Below are 26,773 nucleotides of genomic sequence, written 5' to 3'. Positions count from 1 at the left end.
GGAGCCCGGGAACACGCCCGCCCGGACGCAGGGCCACGCCCGCCCGATCCACCGTGCCGGTGCGGGTCCACCGTGCCAGTGCCAGCGCGGGCGCCCGCACCCAGCACCCGCACCCGGCACCCCCCCCACCCGTCGTTCCGCCCCGCGCCCCGGGGCGGAACGCGGTCACAGCAGCCCCACCGGTTCCCGGGCCTCGCTGTGGAAGTCCGCCAGGACCGGGGCCAGCACGTGCGGGGCCACCTCGTGGGTCTGGCCCGTGAGCGTACGGTGCCGGGCCCGGGGCAGCGCCGCCGTCAGCGTCCGGGCCGCGCGCCGGGTCCCGGCCGGGCTCGCGCCCCCGTCGATCACCAGCACGCGCGCGTGGACCCCCGCGAACAGCCGCTCCGGGACGGTCCCGTCGCCGAGCACCGCCAGGTCGTACGCGAGGCTCGGCGCGAGCCCCACGAGCCCCGGCCAGGCCACCGCCGGTAACGACGACTCCGCGAGGAGCAGCGCGACGGCCGCGTCCCGCCGTCCCAGGGAGGCCAGCGCCACGGCCCCGGCGAGCCGTTCGGCCGCCGCCGCGCAGAACGGCGGCTCGAAGACCGACACCGGCCCGGAGGGCATCCCGACGGCCACCGCGGAGAGGGCGAGCGCGCCGCCCGTCCCCAGCCCGTGCAGGGCCGCCCCCGGCCCCACCTCCGCGAGCACCGCCGCCAGGTCCTCGATCTCCCGCTCCACCGCCGTGTAGGCCCCCGCGCGGCCACCGTGACCGCCGGGGCCACCGTGGCCCCCGGCCCCGTTGTCCCCGCTGCCGCCGCGCCCCCTCCGGTCGTACGTCACGACCGAGAACCGCCGGGCCAGGAGCGCGGCGAGCGGCCGTTCCGCCGCCGCCGTGCCCAGGGCCCCGCTCACCAGGACGAGCGGCGGCCCGCCCCCCTGTCCCTCGTACGCGATCTCCGTGCCGTCCCGCGAGACGACCCGGCCCCTGAACCTGTTCGACGTGATGCTCACCTCATCCATGGCAGGTGAGACCCGGCCGCTCACCGGAACTCATCGTTCTCCGGGGGGAATTCCCAAAGAATCTTGGAATCCGCTGGTCAGGCCATACGGTGAAGCCATGAACATCTGCGTCTTCCTCTCCGCCGCCGACCTCGACGAGCGGTACACGGCCCCCGCCCGGGACTTCGCCCGCCTCCTCGGCGGGTCCGGCCACACCCTGGTCTGGGGCGGCTCCGACACCGGTCTGATGAAGGTCGTCGCGGACGGCGTCGAGGAGGCGGGCGGGCGGCTCGTCGGCGTCTCCGTCGACTTCCTGGCCCACAAGGCCCGTCCGGGCGCCGACGAGATGGTCGTCGCCCGGGACCTGGCCGAGCGCAAGGCCCTCCTCCTCGCCAAGTCCGACGCGATCGTGATCATGGTCGGTGGCACCGGGACCCTCGACGAGGCCACGGAGATCCTGGAGCTGAAGAAGCACGGCAAGCACCGCAAGCCCGTCGTCCTGCTCAACACGGACGGTTTCTACGACGGGCTCAAGGCCCAGTTCCGCCGCATGGAGGAGGAGGGCTTCCTCCCGGTCCCGCTCACCGACCTGGTCTTCTTCGCCGAGGACGGGCCCTCAGCCCTCGCCCGCCTGGAGGCGGAGATCGGCGCCCGCTGATGCGAGCATGGGGGCCATGGCTACACATGTGATCACCGGAGCGGGTTCCGGCATCGGCGCGGCCGTCGCCCGCCGTCTCCACGCGCGCGGGGACGAGCTCGTCCTGCACGCGCGGGACGCGGGACGCGCCAAGCAGCTGGCCGGGCTGTTCCCCGGGGCGCGCACGCTCGTCGGGGACCTCGCCGACCCGGACCGGCTGGCCTGGGCGTTCTCGCACCAGAGCCTGCCCGACCGGGTGGACGGGCTGCTGCACATCGCGGGCGTCGTCGACCTCGGCGCGGTCGGGGACCTCACCCCCAGGACCTGGCACCACCAGCTGAACGTCAACCTGGTCGCCCCCGCCGAGCTGACCCGCCACTTCCTGCCCCAACTGCGCCTCTCGCAGGGCCACGTGGTCTTCGTGAACTCCGGCGCCGGGCTCGCCGCGCACGCCGAGTGGGGCGCGTACGCCGCCTCCAAGCACGGCCTCAAGGCCCTCGCCGACTCCCTGCGCCACGAGGAGCACCCCCACGGCGTCCGGGTCACCTCGGTCTACCCGGGCCGCACCGCGAGCCCCATGCAGGCCAAGGTGCACGCCCAGGAGGGCAAGGAGTACGACCCCGCCCGGTGGATCGACCCCGAGTCGGTGGCGACGGCGATCCTCACCGCGATCGACCTCCCGCGCGACGCCGAGATCAACGACGTCACCGTCCGTCCGGGACGGCGGTCGTGACCGGCACCAGGCTCTGGGGCCCGGCGACCGGCGTCGGCTCGCTGCCCGGCGGGGACGCCCGCGAGGCGGCGAAGACCGTCACCGGCAGCTTCGAGGACTTCCCGTTCCTCCCCGAACTCCCCGCCCGCGGACCCGGCGCCGACATGATCGGCCGGACGACCGGGATGCTCGTGGACCTGTACGCGCACGTGGAGCCGAGCGGCTGGCGGATCAGCGACCGCCCCGGCCGCGACACCCGGCGGGCCCGCTCCTGGCTGGGCGAGGACCTCGACGCCCTGGAGGAGTTCACCCAGGGCTACGAGGGCCCGCTCAAGGTCCAGGTGGTCGGCCCCTGGACGCTCGCCGCCGCCCTGGAACTGCGCGGCGGCGAGGCCGTCCTCAGGGACCCCGGCGCCTGCCGCGACCTCCTCGGCTCGCTCACCGAGGGCCTCCGCGACCACCTCGCGGAACTCCGCCGCCGGATTCCCGGGGCCCGGCCCGTGCTCCAGCTCGACGAACCCTCCCTCACCGCCGTCCTGAGCGGACAGGTCCGCACGGCCAGCGGCTACCGCACCTACCGGGCCGTGGACCGGCAGGTCGTGGAGAGCGCCCTGCGTCAACTGGTCGAGGTCGGCGACGGACCGGTCGTCGTCCACTCCTGCGCCCCCGAGGTGCCGTTCGCGCTGCTCCGCAGGGCCGGGGCCGCCGGAGTCTCGTTCGACTTCGGGCTGCTCACCGAGCGTGACGAGGAGACGATCGGGGAAGCGGTGGAAGCGGGCACCACGCTCTTCGCCGGTGTGGTGCCGTCCACCGACGGTCCATTGTCAGACCCGGGGGGTAGCGTCATGGGTGTCAGGACGCTGTGGCGCAGGCTCGGGCTGTCGCCGGGGACTCTCGCGGAGTCCGTCGTGGTCACGCCCACGTGCGGTCTCGCGGGTGCTTCGCCCGCGTACGCCCGTGCGGCGCTCGCCCACTGCGTCCGGGCGGCGAGATCGCTCGCGGACAACCCAGAGTGACCGGGTTTCGAGGTACGGGAGGACGGCGAAGGTGACAGTCGAACAGGGGGCCCTGCCCGCGGAGGCACGGGAGAAGCACGCCGACCTGGCCGAGCGGGTCGAGGAGCACCGCTTCCGGTACTACGTGAAGGACCAGCCGGTCATCAGCGACGCCGAGTTCGACCGGCTGCTGCGCGCCCTGGAGGCCCTGGAGGAGGAGTACCCGGAGCTGCGCACCCCGGACTCGCCGACCCAGAAGGTCGCCGGGCAGTACGAGACCGAGTTCACCGCCGTCGAGCACCGGGAGCGGATGCTCTCGCTGGACAACGCCTTCGACGACGAGGAACTGGCCACCTGGGCCGAGCGGGTCGCCAGGGACGTCGGCACGCCCGACTTCCACTACCTGTGCGAGCTGAAGGTCGACGGCCTCGCGGTCAACCTCACGTACGAGCACGGGCGGCTGACCCGCGCCGCTACCCGGGGCGACGGCCGCACCGGCGAGGACATCACGCCCAACGTCCGGACCATCGCCGACATCCCGGAGCGGCTGAGCGGGGACCGCGTCCCCGACCTCGTGGAGATCCGGGGCGAGGTCTACTTCCCGATGGAGGACTTCCAGGGGCTCAACGCGCGCCTGGTCGAGGCGGGCGACAAGCCCTTCGCCAACCCGCGCAACGCGGCGGCGGGTTCGCTCCGCCAGAAGGACCCGAAGGTCACCGCCACCCGCCCGCTGCACATGGTGGTGCACGGCATCGGCGCCCGCGAGGGCTTCGCCATCGACTGCCTCTCCCACGCCTACGAGCTGCTGCGCGAGTGGGGCCTGCCCACCGCCCGGCACAACAGGGTGGTCGGCTCGCTCGACGAGGTCCGGGAGTTCATCGCGTACTTCGGGGAGAACCGGCACTCCGTGGAGCACGAGATCGACGGCGTCGTCGTGAAGCTCGACGAGATCCCCCTCCAGGGCAGGCTCGGCTCCACCGCCCGCGCCCCGCGCTGGGCCATCGCCTGGAAGTACGCGCCGGAAGAGGTCAACACCAAGCTGATCGACATCAAGGTCGGCGTCGGCAGGACCGGGCGCGTCACCCCGTACGCGCAGGTGGAGCCGGTGACCGTGGCGGGCTCCGAGGTCGAGTTCGCCACCCTCCACAACCAGGAGGTGGTGAAGGCCAAGGGCGTCCTGATCGGCGACACGGTCGTGCTGCGCAAGGCCGGTGACGTCATCCCGGAGATCCTCGGGCCGGTCGCCGACCTGCGGGACGGCAGCGAGCGGGAGTTCGTGATGCCCGCCGAGTGCCCGGAGTGCGGGACGGCGCTGAAGCCGATGAAGGAGGGCGACATCGACCTCCGCTGCCCCAACGCCAGGACCTGCCCCGCGCAGCTCCGGGAGCGGCTGTTCTTCCTGGCCGGCCGGCAGTGCCTGGACATCGAGAACTTCGGCGCGGTGGCGGCGGCGGCGCTGACCCGCCCGCTCGAACCGGCCGAGCCGCCGCTCGTCGACGAGGGCGACCTGTTCGACCTGACCATCGAGCGCCTCCTGCCCATCAAGGCGTACGTCCTCGACCCGGACAGCGGACTGCCCAAGCGGGACCCGAAGACCGGCGAGGAGAAGATCGTCACGGTCTTCGCCAACCAGAAGGGCGAGCCGAAGAAGAACGCCCTGGCGATGCTGGAGAACATCGCGGCGGCCAAGCGGCGCCCGCTGGCCCGCTTCATCAACGGGCTCTCCATCCGGCACGTGGGCCCGGTCGCGGCCGAGGCGCTGGCCAGGGAGTTCCGCTCCCTGGAGCGGATCGAGCAGGCGAGCGAGGAGGAACTGGCCGCCGTCGACGGCGTCGGCGGGATCATCGCGGCGGCCGTGAAGCAGTGGTTCTCCGAGGAGTGGCACCGCGAGATCGTGCGGAAGTGGCGCGCCGCCGGGGTCGCCCTGGAGGACGAGGGCGCGGGGGAGGACGTGGGCCCCCGCCCGCTGGAGGGGCTCACGGTCGTGGTGACCGGCACCCTGGAGAAGTTCACCAGGGATGGCGCAAAAGAGTCGCTCCAGAGCCTCGGAGCGAAGGTGACCGGTTCCGTTTCGAAGAAGACCGCCTTCGTGGTCGTTGGTGAAAACCCTGGTTCGAAGTACGACAAGGCGATGCAACTGAAGGTTCCGGTTCTGAACGAGGACGGTTTCACGATCCTGCTCGAACAGGGACCCGATGCCGCTCGGGAGGCCGCCCAGCCCGTCCCCGAGTAGCACCCGCCCCCACCCGGCCGACCCGCGCGGACGCCCCGCGCGGGGCCCCGCACGGCCCATCGGGCCACCCGTCCGGCGCATACCAGATCGTTACGGGTGGCCCGGCCGCATTCGGGCAAGACAGGAAGAGCGCTGCCCGCCGAAGCCCTCGGCGGCCTAGTGTGGTGACCGTGCGTCCGGTCCGCACGGCCGGGCGAGGGTTCCGCCGTCCGCGGTGCCAGGACACCGGCCCCGTACCACCGGGAACGGCCGCCGCCCGGCGGCGGCCCTCCCCACGGACCGCCGGACGACGAACGGCCGCCTCACCGCGGCCCATCGCACACCGACGGCACCGCCGCCTGTGAGAGGGACGGGAATGGAACCGACCGACAGCGCCGCCAGGGTGCCACGGCAGCACGGACACACCGAACCCCCGGGCCTCACCTCCCGGCTCCCCGTGGCCGTCGTCGGGGCCGCCGCCGTCCTGCTCGCCGTAGGGCTCCAGCGGGCCCTGAGCACCGGCCACGGACTCTTCCCCGGCGACACCCCCGGCTGGTCCCTCGCCGTCCTCACCGGACTCATCGTCGGCCACCTCGTCGCCCTCGGCCGCGACCGCTGGTGGGGCGGCACCGGCTCCTCCGCCGCCCTCACCCTCGCCGTCCTGCTGCTGTACGGCTGGGTGCCCGCCGGACTCGTCTCGCTGACCGTCGTCGCCCTCGTCGGCGCCGCCCGCCGCCACCGCTGGCGCCAGGGCCTCCTGCACGGCTCCGCCGACATCCTCGGCGTCGCCGCCGCCGCCCTGGTCCTCGCCGTCTTCGGCGACGTACCGACCGTCGAACGGCCCTGGCACCCCCTCGACTGGACCATCGCGGACCTCCCGGCCGTCGTCCTCGCCGCCGCCGCCTACCTCGTGGTCACCCGGGTCCTCCTGTGGTACACGCTCGCCCCCCAGGGCCGGGGCCTGCCCACCGTCGCCCGCACCGCCCTCCTCCGGCAGGGCCTCGTCGCCGTCGCCCTCCTCGGCATCGCCCCCCTCATCTGCGTCGTCGCCGCCACCCGGCCCGTCCTGCTGCCCCTCTTCGCCGTCCCCCTCATCGCCCTCGACTCCACCCTCTGGATCGCCCGCGCCCGCGCCGAGGAACAGCTCCGCGACCCCCTCACCGGCCTCCCCAACCGCCAGTGGCTCCTGGAACGCGCCTGGACCGCCCTGGAGGAGGCCGAGGGCGAAGGCGTCCGCGCCGCCCTCGTCCTCATCGACCTCGACCGCTTCCGCTCGGTCAACGACACCCTCGGCCACCTCGCGGGCGACCGGCTGCTCCTCCAGATCGCCGACCGCATCCGCCGCGCCCTGCCGCCCGGCGCCGAGGCGGCCAGGCTCGGCGGCGACGAGTTCGCCGTCCTGCTCCCCACCGCCGACTCCACCACCAGCGCCCAGCGCGTCGCCCGCCACCTCGTCGCCGAACTCTCCTCCCCGCTCGACCTCGACGGACTCACCCTCGTCCTGGAGGCCAGCGCGGGCGTCGCCGTCTTCCCCGAGCACGCCCTCGACGCCGAGGGGCTCCTGCGCCGCGCCGACGTCGCCATGTACCAGGCCAAGCGGGACCGCACCGGCGTCGAGGTCTACGAGTCCAAGCGCGACTCCAACACCCCCGACCGGCTCGGCCTCCTCGGCGACCTCCGCCGCGCCCTCGACGCGGGCGACGTCGAACTCCACTACCAGCCCAAGGTCCGCTTCGACGGCCAGGTCGCCGGCCTCGAAGCCCTCGTCCGCTGGGTCCACCCCGAGCGCGGCAAGGTCCCGCCGGACGAGTTCATCGCCATCGCCGAGACCTCCGGCCTGATGCCGCACCTCACCGAGTACGTCCTGGAGACCGCCCTCGCCCAGGTCGCCCGCTGGCGCGCCCAGGGCCTCGACGTCCCGGTCGCGGTCAACGTCTCACCGCGCGATGTGCACACCCCCGGCTTCGCGGGCGCCGTCGCCGCCCGGCTCGCCCGGCACGGCGTACCGCCCGGGGCGCTCCAGCTGGAGATAACGGAACACGTGCTCCTGGACGACCCCCAGCGGGCCGCCGACACGCTCAACGGGCTCACCGGCCACGGCGTCAAGATGTCCCTCGACGACTTCGGCACCGGCTACTCCTCCCTCGTCCACCTGCGCAGGCTCCCGGTCAGCGAGCTGAAGATCGACCGCTCCTTCGTCGCCCGGCTCGCGATCGACACCGAGGACGCCGAGATCGTCCGCTGCACCGTCGACCTCGCCCACTCCCTCGGCCTCGTCGTGGTCGCCGAGGGCGTCGAGGACGACGAGACCTGGGAGCGGCTGCGCGACCTGGGCTGCGACGCCGTCCAGGGCTGGCTGGTCGCCGCCGCGATGCCGCCCGGGGAGGCCACCGCCTGGCTCCTCGCCCGGGGCGAGCACGGCTGGCGCCGTCCCGCCGACATCGCGGCCGAGATCGACCTGGACCACCCCTCGGGCCAGGTCGTGCCCCGGGGGTGACCCGGTCCGGGACGGGGAGGGCTACGGCACGGGCAAGGGCCCCGGGGAATACTCTGCCCGTGCGCCGTCGAGGTGCTCCCCGTACGGGGATGGTCCGGGCGAGGAACTCGATCGCTTCGCCGGCCAGCTGTGCTCCCCGCGTATGCGGGGACGATCGGTCGTGTGAGTGGTGACGGCCCGCACACCATAGGATTGCGGCACATCACAAGACTCACGCAGAGGATCGCTGCATGCCTGGCATTTCGCGCGAGGAGGTCGCCCACCTCGCCCGGCTGGCGCGTCTGGAGCTGTCCGGCGAAGAGCTCAGCCACTTCGCCGACCAGCTCGACGACGTCATCGGCGCGGTCGCCCGCGTCTCCGAGGTCGCCGACCAAGACGTACCGCCGACCTCCCACCCGCTGCCGCTGACCAACGTCATGCGCGCGGACGAGGTCCGTCCGTCGCTCACCCCCGAGCAGGCGCTCTCCGGCGCCCCGGCCCAGGAGCAGGGGCGTTTCAAGGTGCCGCAGATCCTGGGGGAGGACTAACAGCCATGACGGACATCATCATCAAGCTCACCGCGGCCGAGATCGCCGGACGGATCGCCTCCGGCGAACTGACCGCCGTCGAGGTCACCGAGGCCCACCTCGCCCGCATCGAGGCCGTCGACGAGAAGGTCCACGCCTTCCTGCACGTCGACCGCGAGGGCGCCCTCGCCCAGGCCCGTGCCGTCGACGAGAAGCGCGCCCGGGGCGAGAAGCTCGGCCCGCTCGCCGGTGTGCCGCTCGCCCTCAAGGACATCTTCACCACCGCCGGGATGCCGACGACCGTGGGTTCGAAGATGCTGGAGGGCTGGATCCCGCCGTACGACGCGACCCTGGTGAAGAACCTGAAGGCCGCCGACGTCGTCATCCTCGGCAAGACCAACATGGACGAGTTCGCCATGGGCTCCTCCACGGAGAACAGCGCGTACGGTCCGACCGGCAACCCCTGGGACCTGACCCGCATCCCCGGCGGCTCCGGCGGCGGCTCCTCCGCCGCCCTCGCCGCGTACGAGGCGCCCCTCGCCATCGGCACGGACACCGGCGGCTCGATCCGCCAGCCCGCCGCCGTCACCGGCACTGTCGGCGTCAAGCCGACCTACGGCGGCGTCTCCCGCTACGGCATGGTGGCCTTCTCCTCCTCCCTCGACCAGGGCGGCCCCTGCGCCCGTACGGTCCTGGACGCGGCCCTCCTGCACGAGGCCATCGCCGGACACGACCCGCTCGACTCGACCTCCATCGACGCCCCGGTCCCGCCGGTCGTCGAGGCCGCCCGCAACGGCTCGGTCGCGGGGATGCGCGTCGGCGTCATCAAGCAGTTCCGCGGCGAGGGCTACCAGGCCGGTGTCGTCCAGCGCTTCGACGAGTCCGTCGAGCTGCTGAAGTCGCTCGGCGCCGAGATCGTCGAGCTGGACTGCCCGACCTTCGACCTGGCCCTCTCGGCGTACTACCTGATCGCGCCGTCCGAGTGCTCCTCCAACCTGGCCCGCTTCGACGCCATGCGCTACGGCCTGCGGGTCGGCGACGACGGCACCCGGTCCGCCGAGGACGTCACCGCCCTCACCCGCGAGGCCGGTTTCGGCGACGAGGTCAAGCGCCGGATCATCCTCGGCACGTACGCGCTCAGCTCCGGCTACTACGACGCGTACTACGGCTCGGCCCAGAAGGTCCGCACCCTCATCACCCGCGAGTTCGACAGGGCCTTCGAGGAGGTGGACGTGATCGTCTCCCCGACGACCCCCACCACCGCCTTCCCGATCGGCGAGCGCGCCGACGACCCGATGGCGATGTACCTCGCGGACCTGTGCACCATCCCGACCAACCTGGCCGGCAACGCCGCCATGTCGCTGCCCTGCGGCCTGGCGCCCGAGGACGGTCTGCCGGTCGGCCTGCAGATCATCGCTCCCGCCATGAAGGACGACCGGCTGTACAAGGTCGGAGCCGCCGTCGAGGCCGCCTTCGTGGAAAAGTGGGGGCACCCGCTGCTCGAGGAGGCTCCGTCGCTGTGAGTACCAGTGCACTGCAGAAGGCCAAGGGCTTCAAGAAGTCCAAGACCGGCACGTACCTGTCCATCGGCACCACCGCTTTCGGCGCGCTCGGCGTGTTCAAGCAGGCCCGCAAGGCCCGCAGCGAGCACGACACGCTCAAGCTGATCGACGCCGTCGTCTCCGCCGCCGCCATCGCCACCGGCGTCGCTCTCCTCGTCCGCGAGCTGAAGCGCCTCGGTGACGACGACGTCCTGTTCGGCTGAGGCCGAAGGCACCAGAGGGAATTCTCGTGACTGTCACTGAACTGCTGTCGTACGAAGCGGCGCTCGCCGAGTACGACCCCGTCATGGGCCTGGAGGTCCATGTCGAGCTGGGCACCAGGACCAAGATGTTCTGCGGCTGCTCCACCGAGCTGGGCGCCGAGCCGAACTCGCAGACCTGCCCGACCTGCCTCGGCATGCCCGGCTCGCTGCCCGTCGTCAACGCGATCGGCGTCGAGTCCGCGATCAAGATCGGCCTCGCGCTGCACTGCGACATCGCCGAGTGGTGCCGCTTCGCCCGGAAGAACTACTTCTATCCGGACATGCCGAAGAACTTCCAGACCTCCCAGTACGACGAGCCGATCGCCTTCAACGGCTACCTGGACGTCCAGCTGGAGGACGGCGAGGTCTTCCGCGTGGAGATCGAGCGCGCCCACATGGAGGAGGACACCGGCAAGTCGCTGCACGTCGGCGGCGCCACCGGCCGTATCCACGGCGCGTCCCACTCCCTGCTGGACTACAACCGCGCCGGCATCCCGCTCATCGAGATCGTCACCAAGCCCATCGAGGGCGCGGGCGAGCGGGCCCCCGAGGTCGCCAAGGCGTACGTCGCCGAGCTGCGCGAGCTGATCCGCGCCCTCGGCGTGTCCGACGCGCGGATGGACAAGGGCCAGATGCGCTGCGACGTGAACCTGTCGCTGCGCCCGCACGGCACCGAGAAGTTCGGCACCCGCTCGGAGACGAAGAACGTCAACTCGCTCCGTTCGGTGGAGCGCGCGGCCCGCTTCGAGATCCAGCGGCACGCGGCCGTGCTGTCCTCCGGCGGCACGATCGTGCAGGAGACCCGTCACTTCCACGAGGACGACGGCTCCACCACCTCGGGCCGCATCAAGGACAACGCCGAGGACTACCGCTACTTCCCCGAGCCGGACCTGGTGCCGGTGGCCCCCGCCCGCGCGTGGGTCGAGGAACTGCGGCAGGGCCTGCCCGAGCTGCCCCGGGTGCGCCGCAACCGGCTGCGCGAGGAGTGGGGCGTGTCCGAGCTGGACATGCAGTCCATCCTCAACGCGGGTGCGGTCGAGGCGATCGTCGCCACCGTCGAGGCGGGCGCGGACGCCGCGTCGGCCCGCAAGTGGTGGATGGGCGAGCTGGCCCGCAGCTCCAACGAGCAGGGCGTCTCCCTGGAGGAGCTGGCGATCACCCCGGCGGACGTGGCCCGGGTCTCCGCCCTGGTCGCCTCCGGCGAGCTGAACGACAAGCTGGCCCGCCAGGTCATCGAGGGCGTCCTCGCGGGCGAGGGCACCCCCGACGAGGTCGTCGAGAAGCGCGGTCTGAAGGTCGTCTCCGACGACGGCGCGCTCGGCGCGGCCGTCGAGGAGGCCATCGCGGGCAACGCGGCCATCGCGGACAAGATCCGCGGCGGCAAGGTCGCGGCGGTCGGCGCCCTGGTCGGCGCGGTCATGAAGGCCACCCGGGGCCAGGCGGACGCGGCGAAGGTCAAGGACCTGATCCTGGAGAAGCTGGGCGTCAGCGAGGGCTGAGCCTCGCGGGACCCGTGACGAGGGGCGGTACGGCTGTCGTGAGACGGCCGTACCGCCCCTCGTCCGTGCGCGGGGCCGGGCGGGGCACCTGGTGGTGGAGTGGTCGGCCGCGCGGGGTGGACCGTCCTCAGGCTGTCGCGCCGACGAAGGCGTCCCAGGCGCCGGGGGAGACGGTGAAGACGGGGCTGCTCTCGCCGAGCTTGGAGTCCCGGACGTGCACGGCGGCGGGGTGGGCGGCCACCTCCACGCAGTCGCCGCCCTCGCTGCCGCTGTAGCTGGATTTGCACCAGTCGTAGGCGACTTCGAGGCAGGCGCCGCCTTCATCGCCGCTGTAGCTGGACTTGCGCCAGTCGTAGGCGACTTCGAGGCAGTCGCCGCCCTCGTCGCCGCTGTAGCTGGACTTGAACCACGAAAGTGCTGCTGCGCTCATGTCACTCCTGCCAGACGATCCAGCAGGCCCATGGAATCCTCGGGCGTCAGGGCCTGTGAGCGCAGCATTCCATACTTGGCCTGGAGGATGCCGACCTCGTCGGGGTCGTCGATGAGGAAGCTCACCCGCTGCCCCTCGATGTAGGAAACGTGCTCGTGGTCGGGTGTCTCGATGAGCACCATGGGTCCATTGAGCCCCGCGTGTTTCGTCCGTGCCTTGGGGATGATCTGGAGTCCGAGGAAGGGGAGTTCGGCCAGTTCACGCAGATGGAGGAGCTGTCCCCGCAGCACCTCACGTCCTCCGATGGGCCGTTCCAGGATGGATTCGTCCAGGAGGAAGGACATCATCGGCGGCCACGGCGTCTGCTCGAAGATCCGCTGGCGGTCGAGCCGGTCGAGCATCCGGTCCTCCGCCTCCTGCGGGGTGATCGGCGGATACAGACAGTCGAAGACCGCGCGGGCGTACTCCGGTGTCTGGAGCAGCCCCGGGACCACCCCGTTCTGGTACGAGCAGATGCAGAGTGCCTGGGCCTCCAACTCGATGAACTCCTGGACGAACGCCGGATAGCGCTCCTTCTTCGGTGCCTTCCCGACCGCCACCGCCAGCGCGCCGCCGGTGTTCAGGATGCCGTCCAGTTCACCCGCGAGCCCCAGCCGAAGCGCCCGCCGCCCCTGCTCGATCGACCCCAGCGTCTCCAGCGCCACGCACACCTGGGTGGCCAACTGGGGCTGGGTCAGCCCCGCTTGTCTCCGGTAGAGCGCCACGAGGGCGCCGACCACTTCCCACGACGGGACCTTCTTCCTGGAATTCGTGCCGCGTTGCATGAGCGGTGCCTTCCCCGCCGCGTACCCGCTCGACGCGTCTCGGACCCGTACAGAGATTTTGTACGGGTCGGTGTCCTGGGGCGCGTGGGGCGCGAGACGCCACCGTGAGCGCCATGAGCGACCAGATCCCCCTGTTCCGCGAGGCGTTCTACCGCCGCGAGCGCCGATCCGTGCCCCTCGCCCGCGACTTCACCCGCAAGGCGCTGGCCGACTGGGGACTGGACGCGCGTACGGACGACGTACTCCTGTGCGTGACCGAACTCGTCACCAACGCCCTCCGCCACGGCGTCCCGCCGGGTCGTGGCTACCGGCTCCACCTCTACCTGGAGCGCCCCGGCCCCCTCCGCGTCGAGGTCCACGACAGCGGCGACGGCACCCCGGCCGTCCGCGAGCCCTCCGGGGAGTCCGGCCGGGGCCTCCTCCTCGTCGCCACCCTCGCCGACCGCTGGGGCGTGGCCCCGCGCGACCCGGGCAAGATCGTCTGGTGCGAGTTCACCGACACCGGGGGCACCCCCTAGGGGCGGGGCACCCTCTAGGAGCGGCGGACGACTCCCGTCACGGCCCGTCGGCTCGTACATATGCGCGTACGTCCTCCGTCGTACGGCGTGCGCACCCAGGGGCGGGGGAACGCCCGGCGCTAGGGTGAGGGTCCGTGCCACCGTGCGGGGCCATGACGTGCGGAGACAAGAGGAGCACCGCCCAGAATGATCACCCAGATCCGGATCGACGGGTTCAAGTCGTTCCGCCGCTTCAGCCTCGACGTGCCGCCGACGCTGATCATGCTGGGGGCGAACGGGGCGGGGAAGTCGAATCTGTTCGACGCCCTCCGGCTCGTCGCCGGGACGGCGGACCGGGGCTTCGAGGAGACGGTCCGCTCGGATCCCCGGCTGACCCCGGCACGGTTTTTCCGCCGGAGCGCGGGCGGGTCCGTCGTCGGGGAGCTGACGATCACGGTGGGCGCCCTGGTGGCCTCGCGCTTCGGGCCGCTGCCGATCCGCATCCGGCTGCGGGTCGGCCGGGCCCCCTCGCGGCGGGTCTCGACGGCGCGCGGCAGCGGGGTGTGGGTCAGCTCCCTGAAGGACGAGGACTGGATGGACCGGGTGGGCCTCACCGAGGAGGACCGGAAGGCCGTCCGGCGGGCGCGCGCGGAGTTCCTGGCCGCCGAGAGGGATGGCGCGGGGGAGTACGTGCCGTTCCACGGGCCGCTGGGCGCGGTCTTCTCCGCCGAGGAGCTGGCGGCCCTCCAAGAGGACGCGCAGCACGTCCTGCTGCGTCAGTCCGACACGGAACTGCGGATCCTGGCGGCCCGGGAGTGCGCGTCCTGGCCCCCCTTCGTCCTCGAACCGGCCGCGCTGCGGCAGCCCACCCCGGCCTTCGTCGCCGGACGCCTGACCCCGGACGGCCGCAATCTCGCGGAGGTCCTCCAGCGCGTCGAGGGGCAGCCCGCCGAGTGGCGCCGGTTCGTCGCCGATCTCGCCGCGCTCGTCGAGGGGGTCGAGGACGTGCGGACGGTCTTCGACGAGCGCCGGGAGGAGATCGACTTCGAGGTCGCCTTCACCCATACGGGATGGCTCTCGGCGCCGTCGCTGTCGGACGGCACCCTGCGGATGATCGCGCTGCTCGCCGCGGCGCGGGACCCGCTGTGGGCCGGAACCCTGTGCGTGGAGGAGGTGGAGAACGGGATGAACCCGGACCACGTCGCCGACCTCGTCCGCAGACTGCGCCGGGGGACCGGGATCGTCCCGGACGCCCTCGTGTACCGGCAGTTCGTCGCCACCACCCATTCCCCGGCCCTCCTCGCCGCACTGCGCGACGACCTCTCCGGCAGCCTCGTCTTCCTGGAGCAGGCGGACCGGGTCGATCCCGGGGACGGCACGGTCTCCCGCACCACGGTCGCCCGGCCGCTGCGGGCCTTCGACCCGGACCGGGAGCCCGGCGAGACGGTCTCGCCGGAGCAGGTGGAGCGGCTGCTGCGCAGGCTGAACAGGGGCGGGGCATGAGGACGCTGCTGCCGGGGCTGCTGGTCGAGGGCAGCGACGGCCCCTATCTGCGGAGCCTGGTCGAGAGACAGCTCGAAGCGACGCTCCTGGAGCACAGCGCGGGGACGGTCGACGTACTGCGCTGCGAGGTGTCGGACGTGCGGTCCAACGACAAGCCGGATCGGGTGCTGGCCGCCGCCGAAGAGCTGGCCCGCGACTGCGACATCGTCTTCGTGCACGGTGACCTCGACGCGGTCGACGCCCGGCTCAAGCTGATCGCCGAGCTGGACGCGCGCCGCGCGCTCGCCCCGCGCGCGGGGGTCTCCGTCCCGCTCGTCCCGGTGCTGGAGACCGAGTCGTGGATGCTGGCGGACCGTAAGGCACTGGAGTCCGTGGTCGGGCCGCTCGCCGACTATCCGTACGGGAAGCCGTCCGCCGTGGAGGGGAGGGTGGCGCTCAAGGGCGCGAAGCCGAAGCTGGACGCCAAACAGGTCTGGAAGAAGCTGACCGGGCCCGGGGGAGCGGAGGTGCTGCGCGACTCCGCCGAACTGCTCGTACGGCGGACGGATCTGGCGGTGCTCGCCCAGGTCCCCTCGTACCAGGCGTGGTGCGACGACACCGAGCGGGCGCTGAGAGGGGCTCAGTTCCTCTAGGTTCCGTCCGGCGGGTCGTGGTCGGAGCTGTGTCGAGCAGGAGAGCCGGCTCCTCGCGACTTCCCTGGCCGACCCGTGAAGCGTCTGCCCGCAGGCCGCGCCCTCGGGGGGATCGCCGCGAGCCAAGCCGTACCCGTCGCAGGATCCGCCGAGGCCGCGCCGCGTCCCGAGCGGCGGTTTCGCGGGCCAGGTCGCCGCCGGGTCAGCACACGCCTCGATTGTCGGTGGGTCGTGTGAGGCTGTTCGAGACCCACCGTACACATCACCGGAGTTCAGGTATGATGACCCCTTCGCCCGTGACGGTCGCGGAATGGCGCACGTTCCTCAACGGCTACAACGCCAGGCACATCACATCGGACGAGGTCCGTAAGGCCATCGAGGAGCATCGGCAGGTCATCAGCGAGGAGCGGCTGGAGGCCGGGTGGGCCGGTGCCGAACCGGCCGGCGAGGAAGCGATCGTGGCCGCCGAGGAGCGGCTCGGGGTGAGGCTTCCTCCCTCGTACCGAAACTTCCTCCGGGTCAGCGACGGCTGGGAGAACATCGGGTCCGTCGACCTGCTCCCGGTCGGGGACATCGGCTGGTTCGCCGACCTGTGCGCCGACCTCGTCGAAGCATGGTCGGACGTCGACCACTTCGTGGACCGTCTCGCCGTACTCAAGCGCTGCCTGCTGATCGGCGACGACAACGGCGGCAGTGGCTGCTACTGGCTGCTGCACGCCGACAGCGTCGGGGGAAACGGCGAGTGGACCGCGTATGGGTGGTGGCCCGGCAGCGGTGAAGACCCCGAGCCTTGCCACGACTTCGCCGCCATGGTGCGGGAAGCTGCGGGCGACGACGGGAATGGTCAGACAGGCCCTGGCTAGCGGGCCCGCGCTTCGGCTGGTGGCGGGCCCGCGCCCCGGCCGGTGGCAGGCCTGTAGGGGAGGCGTGCCCGGCCCGTACGTGACTCGTACTCGGTTCGCACCGGGTCCGTACGTGACTCGTGCTCGGCCCGTGCCCGGCGGTCCGCCTCCGGCCCGTACCTGGCCGGAAATCGCCTGGATTCCCGTCACGTCGTCTTGGACGTTCACCCCCGGGCCCCCGTCGGGTCTTCTCCCCGTCATCCCGTCTCACTACCGTCCCCGGCGTACCAACCAATGGCTCGAAGGCGAACCGTTGGCCGTCGACTGGAGGTCGGTCTTGTCATCCGAGATGTCCCGCAGAAGGCTCTTCGCTCTGGGCGGCGGCGCCCTCGGTGCCGCCGCGGCTGGTTCGCTGCTGCCGCCGTCGTTGCAGGCCGCGATGGCCGCCGGACCCCCGGCCGGGGGCCTGTCGGCGGTCCGCCATGTGGTGATCCTGATGCAGGAGAATCGTTCCTTCGATCACTACTTCGGCACCCTCAGGGGCGTCCGGGGCTTCGGCGACCGCAACGCCGTCGAGCTTCCCTCCGGCAAGCCGGTCTTCGAGCAGCCCGCCGCCCCCGGCCGTACCGTGCTGCCCTTCCCGATCCGCGACGCCGCCGAGGCGCAGCGCAAGGACCTCCAGTACATCGGGGACCTCGACCACTCCTGGGGCGGCGGCGCCAAGGCCTGGCGCGGCGGCTGGATGGACGGCTGGGTCTCGGCCAAGACCGCCGCCACCATGGCGTACTACGACCGCCGGGACATCCCCCTGCACTACGAGCTCGCCGACACCTTCACCGTCTGCGACGCCTACCACTCCTCCGTCCACACCTCGACGAGCCCCAACCGCAACCACCTCTGGTCCGGCTGGACCGGCTTCGAGGCCGACGGCAGCCGCGCCGTCACCAACGCCGCCTACGCCGAGGACACCCACCCCGGCTACGGCTGGCCCACCTACGCCGAGCGCCTCGAAGCCGCCGGGCGGAGCTGGAAGACGTACACCGAGTGGGAGAACTTCACCGACAACAACATCGAGTTCTTCACCACCTTCAAGAAGATCGCCCGCAAGGCCCTCGCCGGGACCGGCGGGCACACCTTCATGGAGTCCTTCTACGCCGCCGTCCGCGACACCGACGACGCCGCCGAGCGCACCCGGCTCCTCGGGCTCCTGGAGAAGGGCGTCGCCGGGCTCACCAGGGCCGAGCGCTCCCTCTTCGAGCGCGGGCTGCGCCGGGTCGAGAGCGGCACCCTCGCCGACGCCTTCCGCGCCGACGTCGCCGCGGGCACCCTCCCCGAGGTCTCCTACCTGGTGCCCTCCGCGATCGACTCCGAGCACCCCGGCGCCTCCTCGCCGGTCGCCTCCGCGAGCCTCGTCTACAAGGTGCTCGACGCCCTGGGGGCGCACCCGGACGTGTGGCGCCACACCGTCGTCCTGATCAACTACGACGAGAACGACGGTTTCTTCGACCACGTGCCGCCGCCGGTCCCGCCGGAGGGCACCACGGAGGAGCGCTGGAAGGGCCAGCCCACCGGTCTCGGCATCCGGGTCCCGCTGCTCGTCGTCTCCCCCTGGTCGGTCGGCGGCTACGTCTGCTCCGAGACCTTCGACCACACCTCCGTGATCCGCTTCCTGGAGGGGCTGACCGGCGTCCGGGAGCCCAACATCACCTCCTGGCGCCGGACCGTCACCGGCGACCTCACCTCCGCCTTCGACTTCCGGCGGGCCCGCAGGCAGCCCGACGTGGACCCGCCGGGCCCGGTGCCGCCCTTCACGGGCCGCTGGCGCCCGCAGCCCCCGGCCGTGCAGAAGATGCCGGTCCAGGAGCCCGGGGTCCGGCGCGCCCGCCCGCTGCCGTACCAGCCGGACGCCTCCGCGAGCGTCACGCCCGGCTCGGTCTCGGTGGCGCTCAGCAACAGGGGCAGGGCCAGCGCGCACTTCGCGCTCTACCCGTACGCGGGCGAGTTCGCCCTGCCGCAGCACCGGGACGTCAGGGGCACGGGGGAGTGGACCGTCCCCGTCCCCGGCGACCGCTACCGCTTCACGGTCACCGGCCCCAACGGCTTCCGGCGCGAGTTCGAGGGCCCGGCCGCCGGGGGCGCCGAGCTGGTCTCCCGCATCGACCACCACGACCGCGACCTGCACCTCACCGTGCGGAACACCGGCCGGTCCGCCGTCACCTTCCGGGTCAGGCCGCTGGGGTACGTGGACGAGGCCGACCTGGCCGACTGGACCCGTACGGTCACCGTGAGGCCGGGCCGGACCCGTACCTTCGTCCACTCGGCCGCCGACGCGCACGGCTGGTACGACCTGGAGGTGACCGCCCCCGGCGGCTTCCGCCGCAGGCTGATGGGCCACATCGAGAACGGGCGGGACAGCGTCTCCGGCTGACCGCCCGCGGTGAGCCTCACGCCCCGGGCGGCGGGCCCCCGCGTCCCGGGCGGCGGGCCCTCGCACCCCGGGCGGCGGGACCTCGGTCCGCCCCCGGGGCCGGGACCTCGGCCCCGGCTCCCCGGGCACCCCCGCGCGTGCGCCGGGACCTCGGTCCCGAGCCCCCGCGCACCCCTGTGAGCATCGACACGAAAGGGGCAAACGATCACGTTTGCCTGCCACAGTTGCCCCACGTAGCTCATGCGTTCTTCTCGGGCTGTTCCCGTGAAAGATCCACGAACCACTCAGGGAGCACGTCCTGTGGCAGCCATCGCACGGTGGTGCATCCGGCACCGCCTCGTCGCCGTCCTGCTGTGGCTCCTCGCCCTCGGCGGGGTCGGCACCTCGGCGATCGTGGCCGGGAACGCGTACTCCAACGACTACGAGGTCCCGGGCACCGAGTCCGGCCGGGCCACCGCCCTCCTCGACCGGGGCTTCCAGGGCCTCGGCGGCGACAGCGGCACCGTCGTCTGGCACAGCGACCGGGGCAGCGTCCGCGCCGACGCCGTGGAGCGGCGGATGACCGCGATGCTCGACGAGGTCGCCGCACTGCCCGGCATCGCCGCCGTCACCTCCCCGTACGGCGGCGCCCCGGGGCAGATCAGCGAGGACGGGCACACCGCCTACGCGGTCGTCACCTTCCACGAGCAGGCCGACGACATCCCCGAGGCCCAGGCACGCGCCCTCGTCGACACGGCGAAGGCGGCGGCCGACGAACCGGCCGGGCTCTCCGTCGAACTCGGCGGCACCGCGGTCGCCCTCACCGAGGCCCCCGGCGGACACATCGCCGAGGCCGTCGGCGTCGCCGTCGCCGCCGTCGTCCTCTTCCTGGCCTTCGGCTCGCTCGCCGCCTCCGCGCTCCCCATCGCGACCGCGCTCGTCAGCGTCGGCATCGCCTACTCGGGGATCGTGCTCCTCGGGCACCTGATGACCGTCGCCGACTTCGCGCCGATGCTCGGCATGCTCGTCGGCCTCGGCGTCGGCATCGACTACGCCCTGTTCATCGTGACCCGGCACCGCAGAGGGCTGAAACGCGGGCTCTCCGTCGCGGAGGCGGCCGAGACCGCCGTCGCCACCACCGGCCGCGCCGTGGTCTTCGCCGGGGCGACCGTCTGCATCGCGCTGCTCGGGATGCTGATCCTGCGGCTCAGCTTCCTCAACGGCGTCGCCGTCGCCGCCTCCCTCACCGTCGTCCTCACGGTCGCCGCCTCCGTCACCTTCCTCCCGGCGCTGTTGTCGTTCATCGGGATGCGGGCGCTGTCCCGCCGCGAGCGGCGCGACCTCGCCGAGCACGGGCCCCGGCCCGAGGCCCCCACCGGCTTCGCCGCCCGCTGGTCCGCCTTCGTCGAGCGCCACCCCAAGCTCCTGGGGGCCGTGGCCGCCGTCGTCATGGCCGTCCTCGCGCTGCCCACCCTCTCGCTCCACCTCGGCACCTCCGACCAGGGGAACAACCCGGCCACCGCGACCACCCGGAAGGCGTACGACCTGCTCGCCGAGGGCTTCGGGCCGGGCGTCAACGGCCCGCTCACCCTGGTCGCCGGGCTCGACGGCGCCGACGACCGGCTCGCCCTGGACCGGCTGCCCGCCGTGCTCGCCGACACCAGGGGGGTCGCGTCGGTCTCCCCCGTCACCTACAACGGCTCCGGCGACACCGCCGTCCTCACCGTCGTACCGGACTCCTCACCGCAGTCCCGGCAGACCAGCGACCTGGTCGACCGGCTCAGGGCCGACGTCCTGCCGAAGGCGGAGGCGGGCACCTCCCTTGAGGTGAACGTCGGCGGGGTCACCGCCTCGTACGACGACTTCGCCGAGATCATCGTCGGCAAGCTGCCGCTCTTCGTCGGCGTCGTCATCGCGCTGGGCTGTCTCCTGCTCCTGCTCGCCTTCCGCTCGATCGGCATCCCGCTCAAGGCCGCCGCCATGAACGTCGCGGCCGTCGCCGCCGCCTTCGGGATCGTCGTGGCGATCTTCCAATGGGGCTGGGGGAGCGAACTCCTCGGCCTGGGCAGCGCGGGACCGATCGAACCCTTCCTGCCGGTGATCATGGTCTCGGTGCTCTTCGGGCTCTCCATGGACTACCAGGTCTTCCTGGTCAGCCGGATGTACGAGGAGTGGCTGGAGACCGGTGACAACCGGCGGGCGGTCCGGGTGGGCCTCGCCGAGACCGGCCGGGTGATCAACTCCGCGGCCGTGATCATGATCTCGGTCTTCCTCGCCTTCGTGCTCTCCGGCGACCGGGTCATCGCGATGTTCGGCATCGCGCTCGCGGCGGCCGTCGCCCTCGACGCCTTCGTGCTGCGGACCCTCCTCGTCCCCGCGCTGATGCACCTCCTCGGCGGGGCGAACTGGTGGCTCCCGAAGTGGCTCGACCGCCTCCTGCCCCGGATCAGCATCGAACCGCCCGAGTGCCGCGAGGCGGCGGACAGCCGCGCGAAGATCCCGGCGCCACGCGAGACGGTTCCGGCGTCTGTTCCGGCGTCGGGTTCGGTGTCTGTTCAGGCGTCGGGTTCGGTGTCAGTTCCGGTGTCTGTTCCGGCCGCGACGGGGGAGAAGGGCGATGTCCACGACGTCGCCCGGTGACCTCGCCCGGTGACACCGAGGTCCGGGTGGCGCTCGCGCTCGCGCTGGAGCGGCGCGCCGCGAAGGAGTTCCGGGCCTTCAGGCCCCGGCTCCGCCGAGGCCGTCTTAAGGGTCTTCTCATGTGCGCCGCTTAGCGTGCGCCGCATGGACACCAAGACGACCACCGAGAAGGCCACCGACGCCCCCGAGGCCGTGGACGAGGCCGGGACGACCACCCCCGGGGCCGACGCGGCCGACGGCGGTACGGGCAAGGGCGACGCCGGGGCGGGCACCGGGCCTTCGGCCGACACCGACGGTGGGGCCGAGGACCTGGCCGAGGACCTGGGTGAGGACTCGGACGAGGACGCCCTCGCCCCCGTCTCCTCCGGCATCGGCGGTGCCGCCGCCGCCGTGGTCTCCGCCGCCCTCGGAGTCGTCGCCCTCACCGGCAGCTGGGGCGCCAGGATCGTCGCCGAACGCGAGACGCTGCTCGGCCAGATCAAGACCTCCGGGTCCGGCACCCCCGCCCAGCAGATCTCCGAGATCTACGGGGACGCCTGGCACAGCACCGCCCTGGTGAACGGCGTCTTCGCCTTCGTCGCCCTGTTCGTCGCCGTCCTCGTGCTGATCCTCCCGTCCCGCCCCACCTGGGTCCGCGCGGTCGCCGTCGCGGGTGCCGTGCTCGGCGCGATCGGGGTGCTCATCTCGGTCGGCATCTACTTCGACCTGTTCTTCGGCCTCCCGACGGCGGGGTCCTGAGTACCGGGCCTTGAGTACCGGGCCTTGAGCACCGACTCGTCCCCCCCCCACAGCCTTTGTCTGGTCAGTGCATCCTTGGTCGGAGCACAGGATCAGCCAAAGGCTGTGCCCACATCAGGCGAACCTCCTACTGGGCGATCAAGCACGAGACGCCGTTCGAAGCCGGGGAACAAGCACAAGCCGAGGGTCACGCCCAACTGACCTACGCCTGCTCCTTGTACACGGCTTCGATGTTGTTGCCGTCTGGGTCGTCCACGAACGCGCAATAGGCGCGGTATTCAGGCCACAGCCGGGGTTCGTACCGGGACGTGCCACCAGCGGTCAGGGCGGCCTCGTAGAAGGCGTCGACCGAGGCTCGGTCGCGTGCGGTGAACGCGATGTGTGCGCCCCGGGTCACCGTGGCGTCGCCCGCGGGGTACAGACCGAAGGAAGGAGTGTCCAGCTCCTCTTCCCAGAACTCCGTCCCGCCGTCAGCCGCTTCCCCGACAACACCGAGAGGCTTGAGCGCGGCGGTGTAGAAGCGGGTGCTCGCCTCAAGGTCCGAGGCGATGAAGGTGACGTGGTGGATGAAGGGCCATCGTTGTGTCATGACCGCGCAGTCTACGAGTGCCGACGTCAGAGCCTGGCACCGGGCCCTGAGCCGCCGGTCCCGGTCCGGTCCCGAGTACGGGGCTGAGCACCGGGGCCTGAGCGCCGGGTCCCGGTCCGCTTCCCGAGCACCCATTCCCGGCCCGAGCACCCCGGCCCGAGTACCCCGGTCCTGAGTACCCCGGGCCCGAGCACCCCCGGTCCTGAGCACCCCTCCCGGTTCCCTAAGGACCCCCGGGGAACCGCCTAAGGCCCCCCGTACCCCCCGGATGCGGCACTCGCCCGATGTGGCCGTGTCCCCTGGGCGACGACAGTGGAGGCATCGCCAGAGGGCGACACCGACACCGAGTCACCGGGGAGCAGAAGATGTTCGAGTACGAGATCCACCTGATGGACCACGCCCGGCTCGTCCGTGAGGCCGACGCCGAGCGACTGGCCCAGGAGGCCGCCCGCACGGACACCCGGAGCCCCCGCCACTTCGGGCGCCGCAGCGGGGGCCGGAAATCCGGGGGGCGGGTGAGCGCCGGGGGCCGGGGCCGTTTCGTCCGGGCCGCGTGACCCCCGTATGAACGACGGCAGGGACGCCTGTGCGATGCTCGGCGCCGTGGAGACCAGGTCAGTCAGCCCCGTCTTCGTCGGCCGCGCCGGCGAACTCACCGCCCTCACCGAGGCACTCTCCCGCGCGACCGCGGGAGAGCCCCAGGCCCTGCTCGTGGGCGGTGAGGCGGGCGTCGGCAAGACCCGGCTCATCGAGGAGTTCCTCGACACGGCCCGTGACCGCGGCGCGGTCGTCGCCGTCGGCGGCTGCGTCGAACTCGGCGCCGACGGACTGCCGTTCGCCCCCTTCTCCACCGCGCTGCGCTCGCTCCACCGCCACCTGCCCGCCGAACTCGCCGAGGCCGCCGACGGACAGCAGGGCGAACTCGCCCGCCTCCTGCCCGAACTGGGCGACCCCGGCGGCCACGACACCTCCGACGAGGACTCCACCGCCCGCCTCTTCGAGCTGACCGTACGGCTCCTGGAACGGCTCGCCGCCGACCGCACCCTCGTCCTCGTCCTGGAGGACCTGCACTGGGCCGACGCCTCCACCCGGCACCTCCTCACCTATCTGCTGCGGACCCTGCGCGGCGGCCGGATCGTGGTCGTCGCCAGCTACCGCGCCGACGACATCCACCGCCGTCACCCCCTGCGCCCCCTCCTCGCCGAACTCGACCGGCTCCGCACCATCCGCCGCATCGAACTCGCCCGCTTCACCCGCGCCGAGGTCCACCGCCAGCTCACCGGCATCCTCGCCGCCGAACCCGACCCCGCCCTCGTCGAAGAGGTCTTCGAACGCTCCGACGGCAACGCCTTCTTCGTCGAGGAACTCGTCGTCTCCCACGAGGCGGGCTGCGCCGCCGGGCAGCTCAGCGCCTCCCTGCGCGACCTCCTGCTCGTCCGGGTCGAGGCGCTCCCCGAGGACGCCCAGCGGGTCGCCAGGATCGTCGCCGAGGGCGGCTCCACCGTCGAGTACGGACTCCTCGCCGCCGTCGCCCGGCTCACCGAGGACGAACTCATCGAGGCGCTCAGGGCCGCCGTCGGCGCCAACCTGCTGCTCGCCGTCCCCGACGGCGACGGCTACCGCTTCCGCCACTCCCTGGTCCGCGAGGCCGTCAGCGACGACCTGCTGCCCGGCGAACGCTCCCGCCTCAACCGGCGCTACGCCGAAGCCCTGGAGGCCGACCCCTCGCTGGTCCGCCCCGACGAACGCGCCCCCCGCCTCGCCACGTACTGGTACCACGCCCACGACACGGCCAAGGCGCTCCCCGCCGTCCTCCGCGCTTCCGTGGAGACCCGCAAGCGGCACGCCTACGCCGAACAGCTCCGCCTCCTCGAACGCGCCATGGAACTCTGGGAGGAGGCCCCCGAGGAGACCCGCCGCTCCCTGCGGCCGATGGACTACGCCGAGGCCTACCCGCCCTGCGGCTGCGACCCCGAGACCACCGCGCTCGGCCATCTCGACCTGCTGGCCGAGGCGGCCGTCGCCGCCCGGCTCAGCGGCGACCGCGAACGCGCCCTGAAGATCGGCAGGACGGCCCTGCGCCTCCTGGACGACGCCGACGAGAAGGACCCCCTGCGCGCCGCCTGGTTCTGGACCGAGAAGGCCCGGCTCCAGTCCAACCTCGGCCGGGGCGACGGCTGGGAGGAGATCGCCCGCGCCCAGGAACTCGTCAAGGGCCTGCCGCCCTCCGCCGTCCACGCCGTCGTCCTCGTCGGCGCCGCGGGCTGGGGAATGCTCCGCGACCCGGGACCCGGGGCCCTCGCCGCCGCCGAACGGGCCGTCGAGTACGCCCGCCACGTCAAGGCCGAGTCCATCGAGCTCAACGCCCGGCTCACCCTCGGCACCCTCAAGGTCTCCGCGGGGGACGTCGAGGCCGGACTCGCCGAACTGCACGAGGTCCGCGAACGCACCGAGTCCCTCGGCCAGTTCAACGAGACCGCCCGCGCCCACATCAACCTCTCCTCCTCCCTGGAGTCCCTCGGCCGCTCCCGGGACGCCGTCGAGGTCGCCGACCGGGGCATCCGCCTCGCCCGCGCGTACGGACTCGTCGACAGCGTCGGCTGGATCGAGGCCAACCGGGCCGAATCCCTCTACTCCCTCGGGCACTGGGACGAGGCCAGGGACGCCGCCGAGCGGCTGCTGCGCTCCGCGACCAGCACCAAACCGCGCGGCTCGGCCTCCCTCCGGCTGGCCCACCTCGCCGTCGCCCGGGGCGAACTCGACGCCGCCCGGGGCCACCTCACCGAAGCCCGCGTCGTCTACGGCAGCCGCGACCCCATCCCGCAGTACACCCTGCCGATGGTCCAGATCGACATTTCCGTCGCCGCCGCCGAGGGCCGCCTCGGGGACGTCCGTACCCTGCTCGCCGACGCCGAGCGGGCCGGATTCCCGCCCGGCACCCACCGCTACGGCTGGCCCCTCGTCCTCTCCGCCGTCACCGCCGAGGCCGACAGCAGGGGACTGCCCGCCGCCGACGAGGGCCGCCCCGAAGCGCTCGACGCCGTCCGCCGCTGCGTCCGCGCACTCGCCGCCCCCGCCCCCGTCTGGGCCGCCCACGCCCTGGAGGTCTCCGGGGAACTCGCCCGCGCCGAAGGACGCGCGTCCGCCGCCCACCCGGCCGAGACCGCCGCCGCCTACGAAGCCCTCGAACGGCCCGCCGAACTGGCCCGCGCCCGCCACCGCCTCGCCGACGCACTGCTCGTCGAGGGCGGCCGTCGGGAGGAGGCCGCCGCCCTGCTCCGCGAGGCCCGCGCCACCGCCCGCGCCCTCGGCGCCCGCCCGCTCCGCGAGGAGGTGGAGCTGCTCGCCGCCCGCGCCCGGCTCTCCCTCACCGAGGAGAAGGCGCCCGTCACCGCCGAACCCGAAGGGGACGCCTTCGGCCTCACCCCCCGCGAACAGGACGTGCTGCGCCTGGTCGCGGCGGGTCGCACCAACCGGCAGATCGCCGGGGAACTGTTCATCTCACCGAAGACGGCCAGCGTCCACGTCTCCAACATCCTCGCCAAGCTCGGTGTCGCCGGACGCGGTGAGGCCGCCGCCCTCGCCCACCGTCTCCACCTCCTCGACGGGTCCCTCTGACGCCTCCACCTCCCCGGCGGGCCCCTCGACCGGACTCTCCGGCCCGCCCGGCAGCCGTATCGTGACCCGGCCCGACCTCAGGTCTATCGGGCCGCGCGACGGGTCGGCGTCCCCCGGGTCCTCCCGGGTCAGCGCCTGTCTGCGCAGCTCCTCCGTGGTGTGCCTGCGTCCGGGTGCGAACAGCTCCGCCATCGGGCCGAACACGGTCAC

The 26,773-nt window shown here is 72.7% G+C and carries 24 protein-coding genes; 19 read left to right on the top strand and 5 right to left on the bottom strand.

The genetic code is table 11. The features are described from left to right. Positions 1-165: 165 nt before the first annotated feature. Positions 166-1,002 carry an alpha/beta fold hydrolase gene (locus ACIRQY_RS26655; RefSeq protein WP_403930100.1) on the bottom strand — a complete coding sequence of 279 codons (837 nt, stop codon included), beginning with the start codon at positions 1,000-1,002 and terminating at the stop codon, positions 166-168. A 97-nt stretch (positions 1,003-1,099) separates the two neighbouring features. Between ACIRQY_RS26655 and ACIRQY_RS26650 the strand changes: the two genes are divergently transcribed. The 9 genes from ACIRQY_RS26650 to gatB all read left to right on the top strand — a co-directional run bounded on the left by ACIRQY_RS26650 (position 1,100) and on the right by gatB (position 11,843). Next, positions 1,100-1,639, top strand: coding sequence for a TIGR00730 family Rossman fold protein (locus ACIRQY_RS26650; protein ID WP_403930097.1), 540 nt, complete (start codon positions 1,100-1,102; stop codon positions 1,637-1,639). Between the two features lie 7 nt (positions 1,640-1,646). Beyond that, positions 1,647-2,351, top strand: a complete 705-nt coding sequence (locus tag ACIRQY_RS26645) for an SDR family oxidoreductase (RefSeq protein WP_403930094.1) — start codon at positions 1,647-1,649, stop codon at positions 2,349-2,351. Further along, the gene (locus tag ACIRQY_RS26640) at positions 2,348-3,346 is read left to right on the top strand and encodes a methionine synthase (protein ID WP_351788558.1); all 999 of its coding nucleotides are present in this window, start codon (positions 2,348-2,350) and stop codon (positions 3,344-3,346) included. Before ACIRQY_RS26645 ends, ACIRQY_RS26640 begins: the two co-directional genes overlap by 4 nt. Positions 3,347-3,377: 31 nt before the next feature. After that, the gene (ligA, locus tag ACIRQY_RS26635) at positions 3,378-5,558 is read left to right on the top strand and encodes an NAD-dependent DNA ligase LigA (RefSeq protein ID WP_403930090.1); all 2,181 of its coding nucleotides are present in this window, start codon (positions 3,378-3,380) and stop codon (positions 5,556-5,558) included. A 355-nt stretch (positions 5,559-5,913) separates the two neighbouring features. Continuing rightward, positions 5,914-8,034 carry an EAL domain-containing protein gene (locus ACIRQY_RS26630; protein WP_351788564.1) on the top strand — a complete coding sequence of 707 codons (2,121 nt, stop codon included), beginning with the start codon at positions 5,914-5,916 and terminating at the stop codon, positions 8,032-8,034. 230 nt (positions 8,035-8,264) lie between these two features. Then, entirely contained in the window at positions 8,265-8,561 is a 297-nt protein-coding gene (gatC, locus tag ACIRQY_RS26625; RefSeq protein WP_403930087.1) for an Asp-tRNA(Asn)/Glu-tRNA(Gln) amidotransferase subunit GatC, read from the top strand. Between the two features lie 5 nt (positions 8,562-8,566). Then, positions 8,567-10,063 carry an Asp-tRNA(Asn)/Glu-tRNA(Gln) amidotransferase subunit GatA gene (gene gatA / locus ACIRQY_RS26620; protein WP_403930084.1) on the top strand — a complete coding sequence of 499 codons (1,497 nt, stop codon included), beginning with the start codon at positions 8,567-8,569 and terminating at the stop codon, positions 10,061-10,063. After that, positions 10,060-10,305 carry a hypothetical protein gene (locus tag ACIRQY_RS26615; RefSeq protein WP_351788572.1) on the top strand — a complete coding sequence of 82 codons (246 nt, stop codon included), beginning with the start codon at positions 10,060-10,062 and terminating at the stop codon, positions 10,303-10,305. The genes gatA and ACIRQY_RS26615 overlap by 4 nt, the downstream gene beginning before the upstream one ends. A gap of 26 nt (positions 10,306-10,331) precedes the next feature. Beyond that, positions 10,332-11,843 carry an Asp-tRNA(Asn)/Glu-tRNA(Gln) amidotransferase subunit GatB gene (gatB, locus tag ACIRQY_RS26610; protein ID WP_403930080.1) on the top strand — a complete coding sequence of 504 codons (1,512 nt, stop codon included), beginning with the start codon at positions 10,332-10,334 and terminating at the stop codon, positions 11,841-11,843. 127 nt (positions 11,844-11,970) lie between these two features. Here gatB and ACIRQY_RS26605 read toward each other — a convergent pair whose 3' ends face one another. Both ACIRQY_RS26605 and ACIRQY_RS26600 read right to left on the bottom strand, forming a co-directional pair. Next, on the bottom strand, positions 11,971-12,273 hold the full coding sequence (locus tag ACIRQY_RS26605) for a DUF397 domain-containing protein (protein ID WP_403930078.1): 303 nt from the start codon (positions 12,271-12,273) through the stop codon (positions 11,971-11,973). Next, entirely contained in the window at positions 12,270-13,097 is an 828-nt protein-coding gene (locus ACIRQY_RS26600) for a helix-turn-helix transcriptional regulator (RefSeq protein ID WP_351788581.1), read from the bottom strand. Before ACIRQY_RS26600 ends, ACIRQY_RS26605 begins: the two co-directional genes overlap by 4 nt. 113 nt (positions 13,098-13,210) lie before the next feature. On the opposite strand from ACIRQY_RS26600, the gene ACIRQY_RS26595 reads away from it, so the two are divergent. From ACIRQY_RS26595 to ACIRQY_RS26560, 8 genes are all read left to right on the top strand, one after another. Beyond that, positions 13,211-13,615, top strand: a complete 405-nt coding sequence (locus ACIRQY_RS26595) for an ATP-binding protein (protein WP_351788584.1) — start codon at positions 13,211-13,213, stop codon at positions 13,613-13,615. A 186-nt stretch (positions 13,616-13,801) separates the two neighbouring features. Beyond that, positions 13,802-15,097 (top strand): AAA family ATPase, encoded by a 1,296-nt coding sequence (locus ACIRQY_RS26590; RefSeq protein WP_403930074.1) that lies wholly within the window; start codon positions 13,802-13,804, stop codon positions 15,095-15,097. After that, positions 15,094-15,729: a hypothetical protein gene (locus ACIRQY_RS26585; protein ID WP_403930071.1), complete on the top strand. Its 636-nt coding sequence runs from the start codon at positions 15,094-15,096 to the stop codon at positions 15,727-15,729. The genes ACIRQY_RS26590 and ACIRQY_RS26585 overlap by 4 nt, the downstream gene beginning before the upstream one ends. A 296-nt stretch (positions 15,730-16,025) precedes the next feature. After that, positions 16,026-16,592, top strand: coding sequence for an SMI1/KNR4 family protein (locus tag ACIRQY_RS26580; protein ID WP_403930068.1), 567 nt, complete (start codon positions 16,026-16,028; stop codon positions 16,590-16,592). Positions 16,593-16,908: 316 nt separating this feature from the next. Next, positions 16,909-18,999 (top strand): phosphocholine-specific phospholipase C, encoded by a 2,091-nt coding sequence (locus ACIRQY_RS26575; RefSeq protein ID WP_403930065.1) that lies wholly within the window; start codon positions 16,909-16,911, stop codon positions 18,997-18,999. Positions 19,000-19,299: 300 nt separating this feature from the next. Next, positions 19,300-21,618 carry an MMPL family transporter gene (locus tag ACIRQY_RS26570; RefSeq protein WP_403930062.1) on the top strand — a complete coding sequence of 773 codons (2,319 nt, stop codon included), beginning with the start codon at positions 19,300-19,302 and terminating at the stop codon, positions 21,616-21,618. Then, positions 21,615-21,752, top strand: a complete 138-nt coding sequence (locus tag ACIRQY_RS26565) for a hypothetical protein (protein ID WP_403930060.1) — start codon at positions 21,615-21,617, stop codon at positions 21,750-21,752. Before ACIRQY_RS26570 ends, ACIRQY_RS26565 begins: the two co-directional genes overlap by 4 nt. A 10-nt stretch (positions 21,753-21,762) precedes the next feature. Then, positions 21,763-22,356 (top strand): hypothetical protein, encoded by a 594-nt coding sequence (locus ACIRQY_RS26560; RefSeq protein WP_403930057.1) that lies wholly within the window; start codon positions 21,763-21,765, stop codon positions 22,354-22,356. Between the two features lie 202 nt (positions 22,357-22,558). Here ACIRQY_RS26560 and ACIRQY_RS26555 read toward each other — a convergent pair whose 3' ends face one another. Continuing rightward, positions 22,559-22,945, bottom strand: coding sequence for a VOC family protein (locus ACIRQY_RS26555; RefSeq protein ID WP_403930055.1), 387 nt, complete (start codon positions 22,943-22,945; stop codon positions 22,559-22,561). A 365-nt stretch (positions 22,946-23,310) separates the two neighbouring features. On the opposite strand from ACIRQY_RS26555, the gene ACIRQY_RS26550 reads away from it, so the two are divergent. Together ACIRQY_RS26550 and ACIRQY_RS26545 are read left to right on the top strand one after the other, a co-directional pair. After that, positions 23,311-23,502 carry a hypothetical protein gene (locus ACIRQY_RS26550; RefSeq protein ID WP_403930052.1) on the top strand — a complete coding sequence of 64 codons (192 nt, stop codon included), beginning with the start codon at positions 23,311-23,313 and terminating at the stop codon, positions 23,500-23,502. A 7-nt stretch (positions 23,503-23,509) separates the two neighbouring features. Next, positions 23,510-26,563 carry an AAA family ATPase gene (locus tag ACIRQY_RS26545; RefSeq protein ID WP_403930049.1) on the top strand — a complete coding sequence of 1,018 codons (3,054 nt, stop codon included), beginning with the start codon at positions 23,510-23,512 and terminating at the stop codon, positions 26,561-26,563. Here ACIRQY_RS26545 and ACIRQY_RS26540 read toward each other — a convergent pair. Next, positions 26,447-26,755, bottom strand: coding sequence for a DUF6191 domain-containing protein (locus ACIRQY_RS26540; protein ID WP_403930219.1), 309 nt, complete (start codon positions 26,753-26,755; stop codon positions 26,447-26,449). The two genes, ACIRQY_RS26545 and ACIRQY_RS26540, sit on opposite strands and share 117 nt — an antisense overlap. Between the last annotated feature and the right edge of the window lie 18 nt (positions 26,756-26,773).

It is taken from the genome of Streptomyces sp. NPDC101490, from assembly GCF_044767145.1.
Taxonomy (GTDB): domain Bacteria; phylum Actinomycetota; class Actinomycetes; order Streptomycetales; family Streptomycetaceae; genus Streptomyces.
This window is presented reverse-complemented; position numbering and strand designations above follow the sequence as displayed.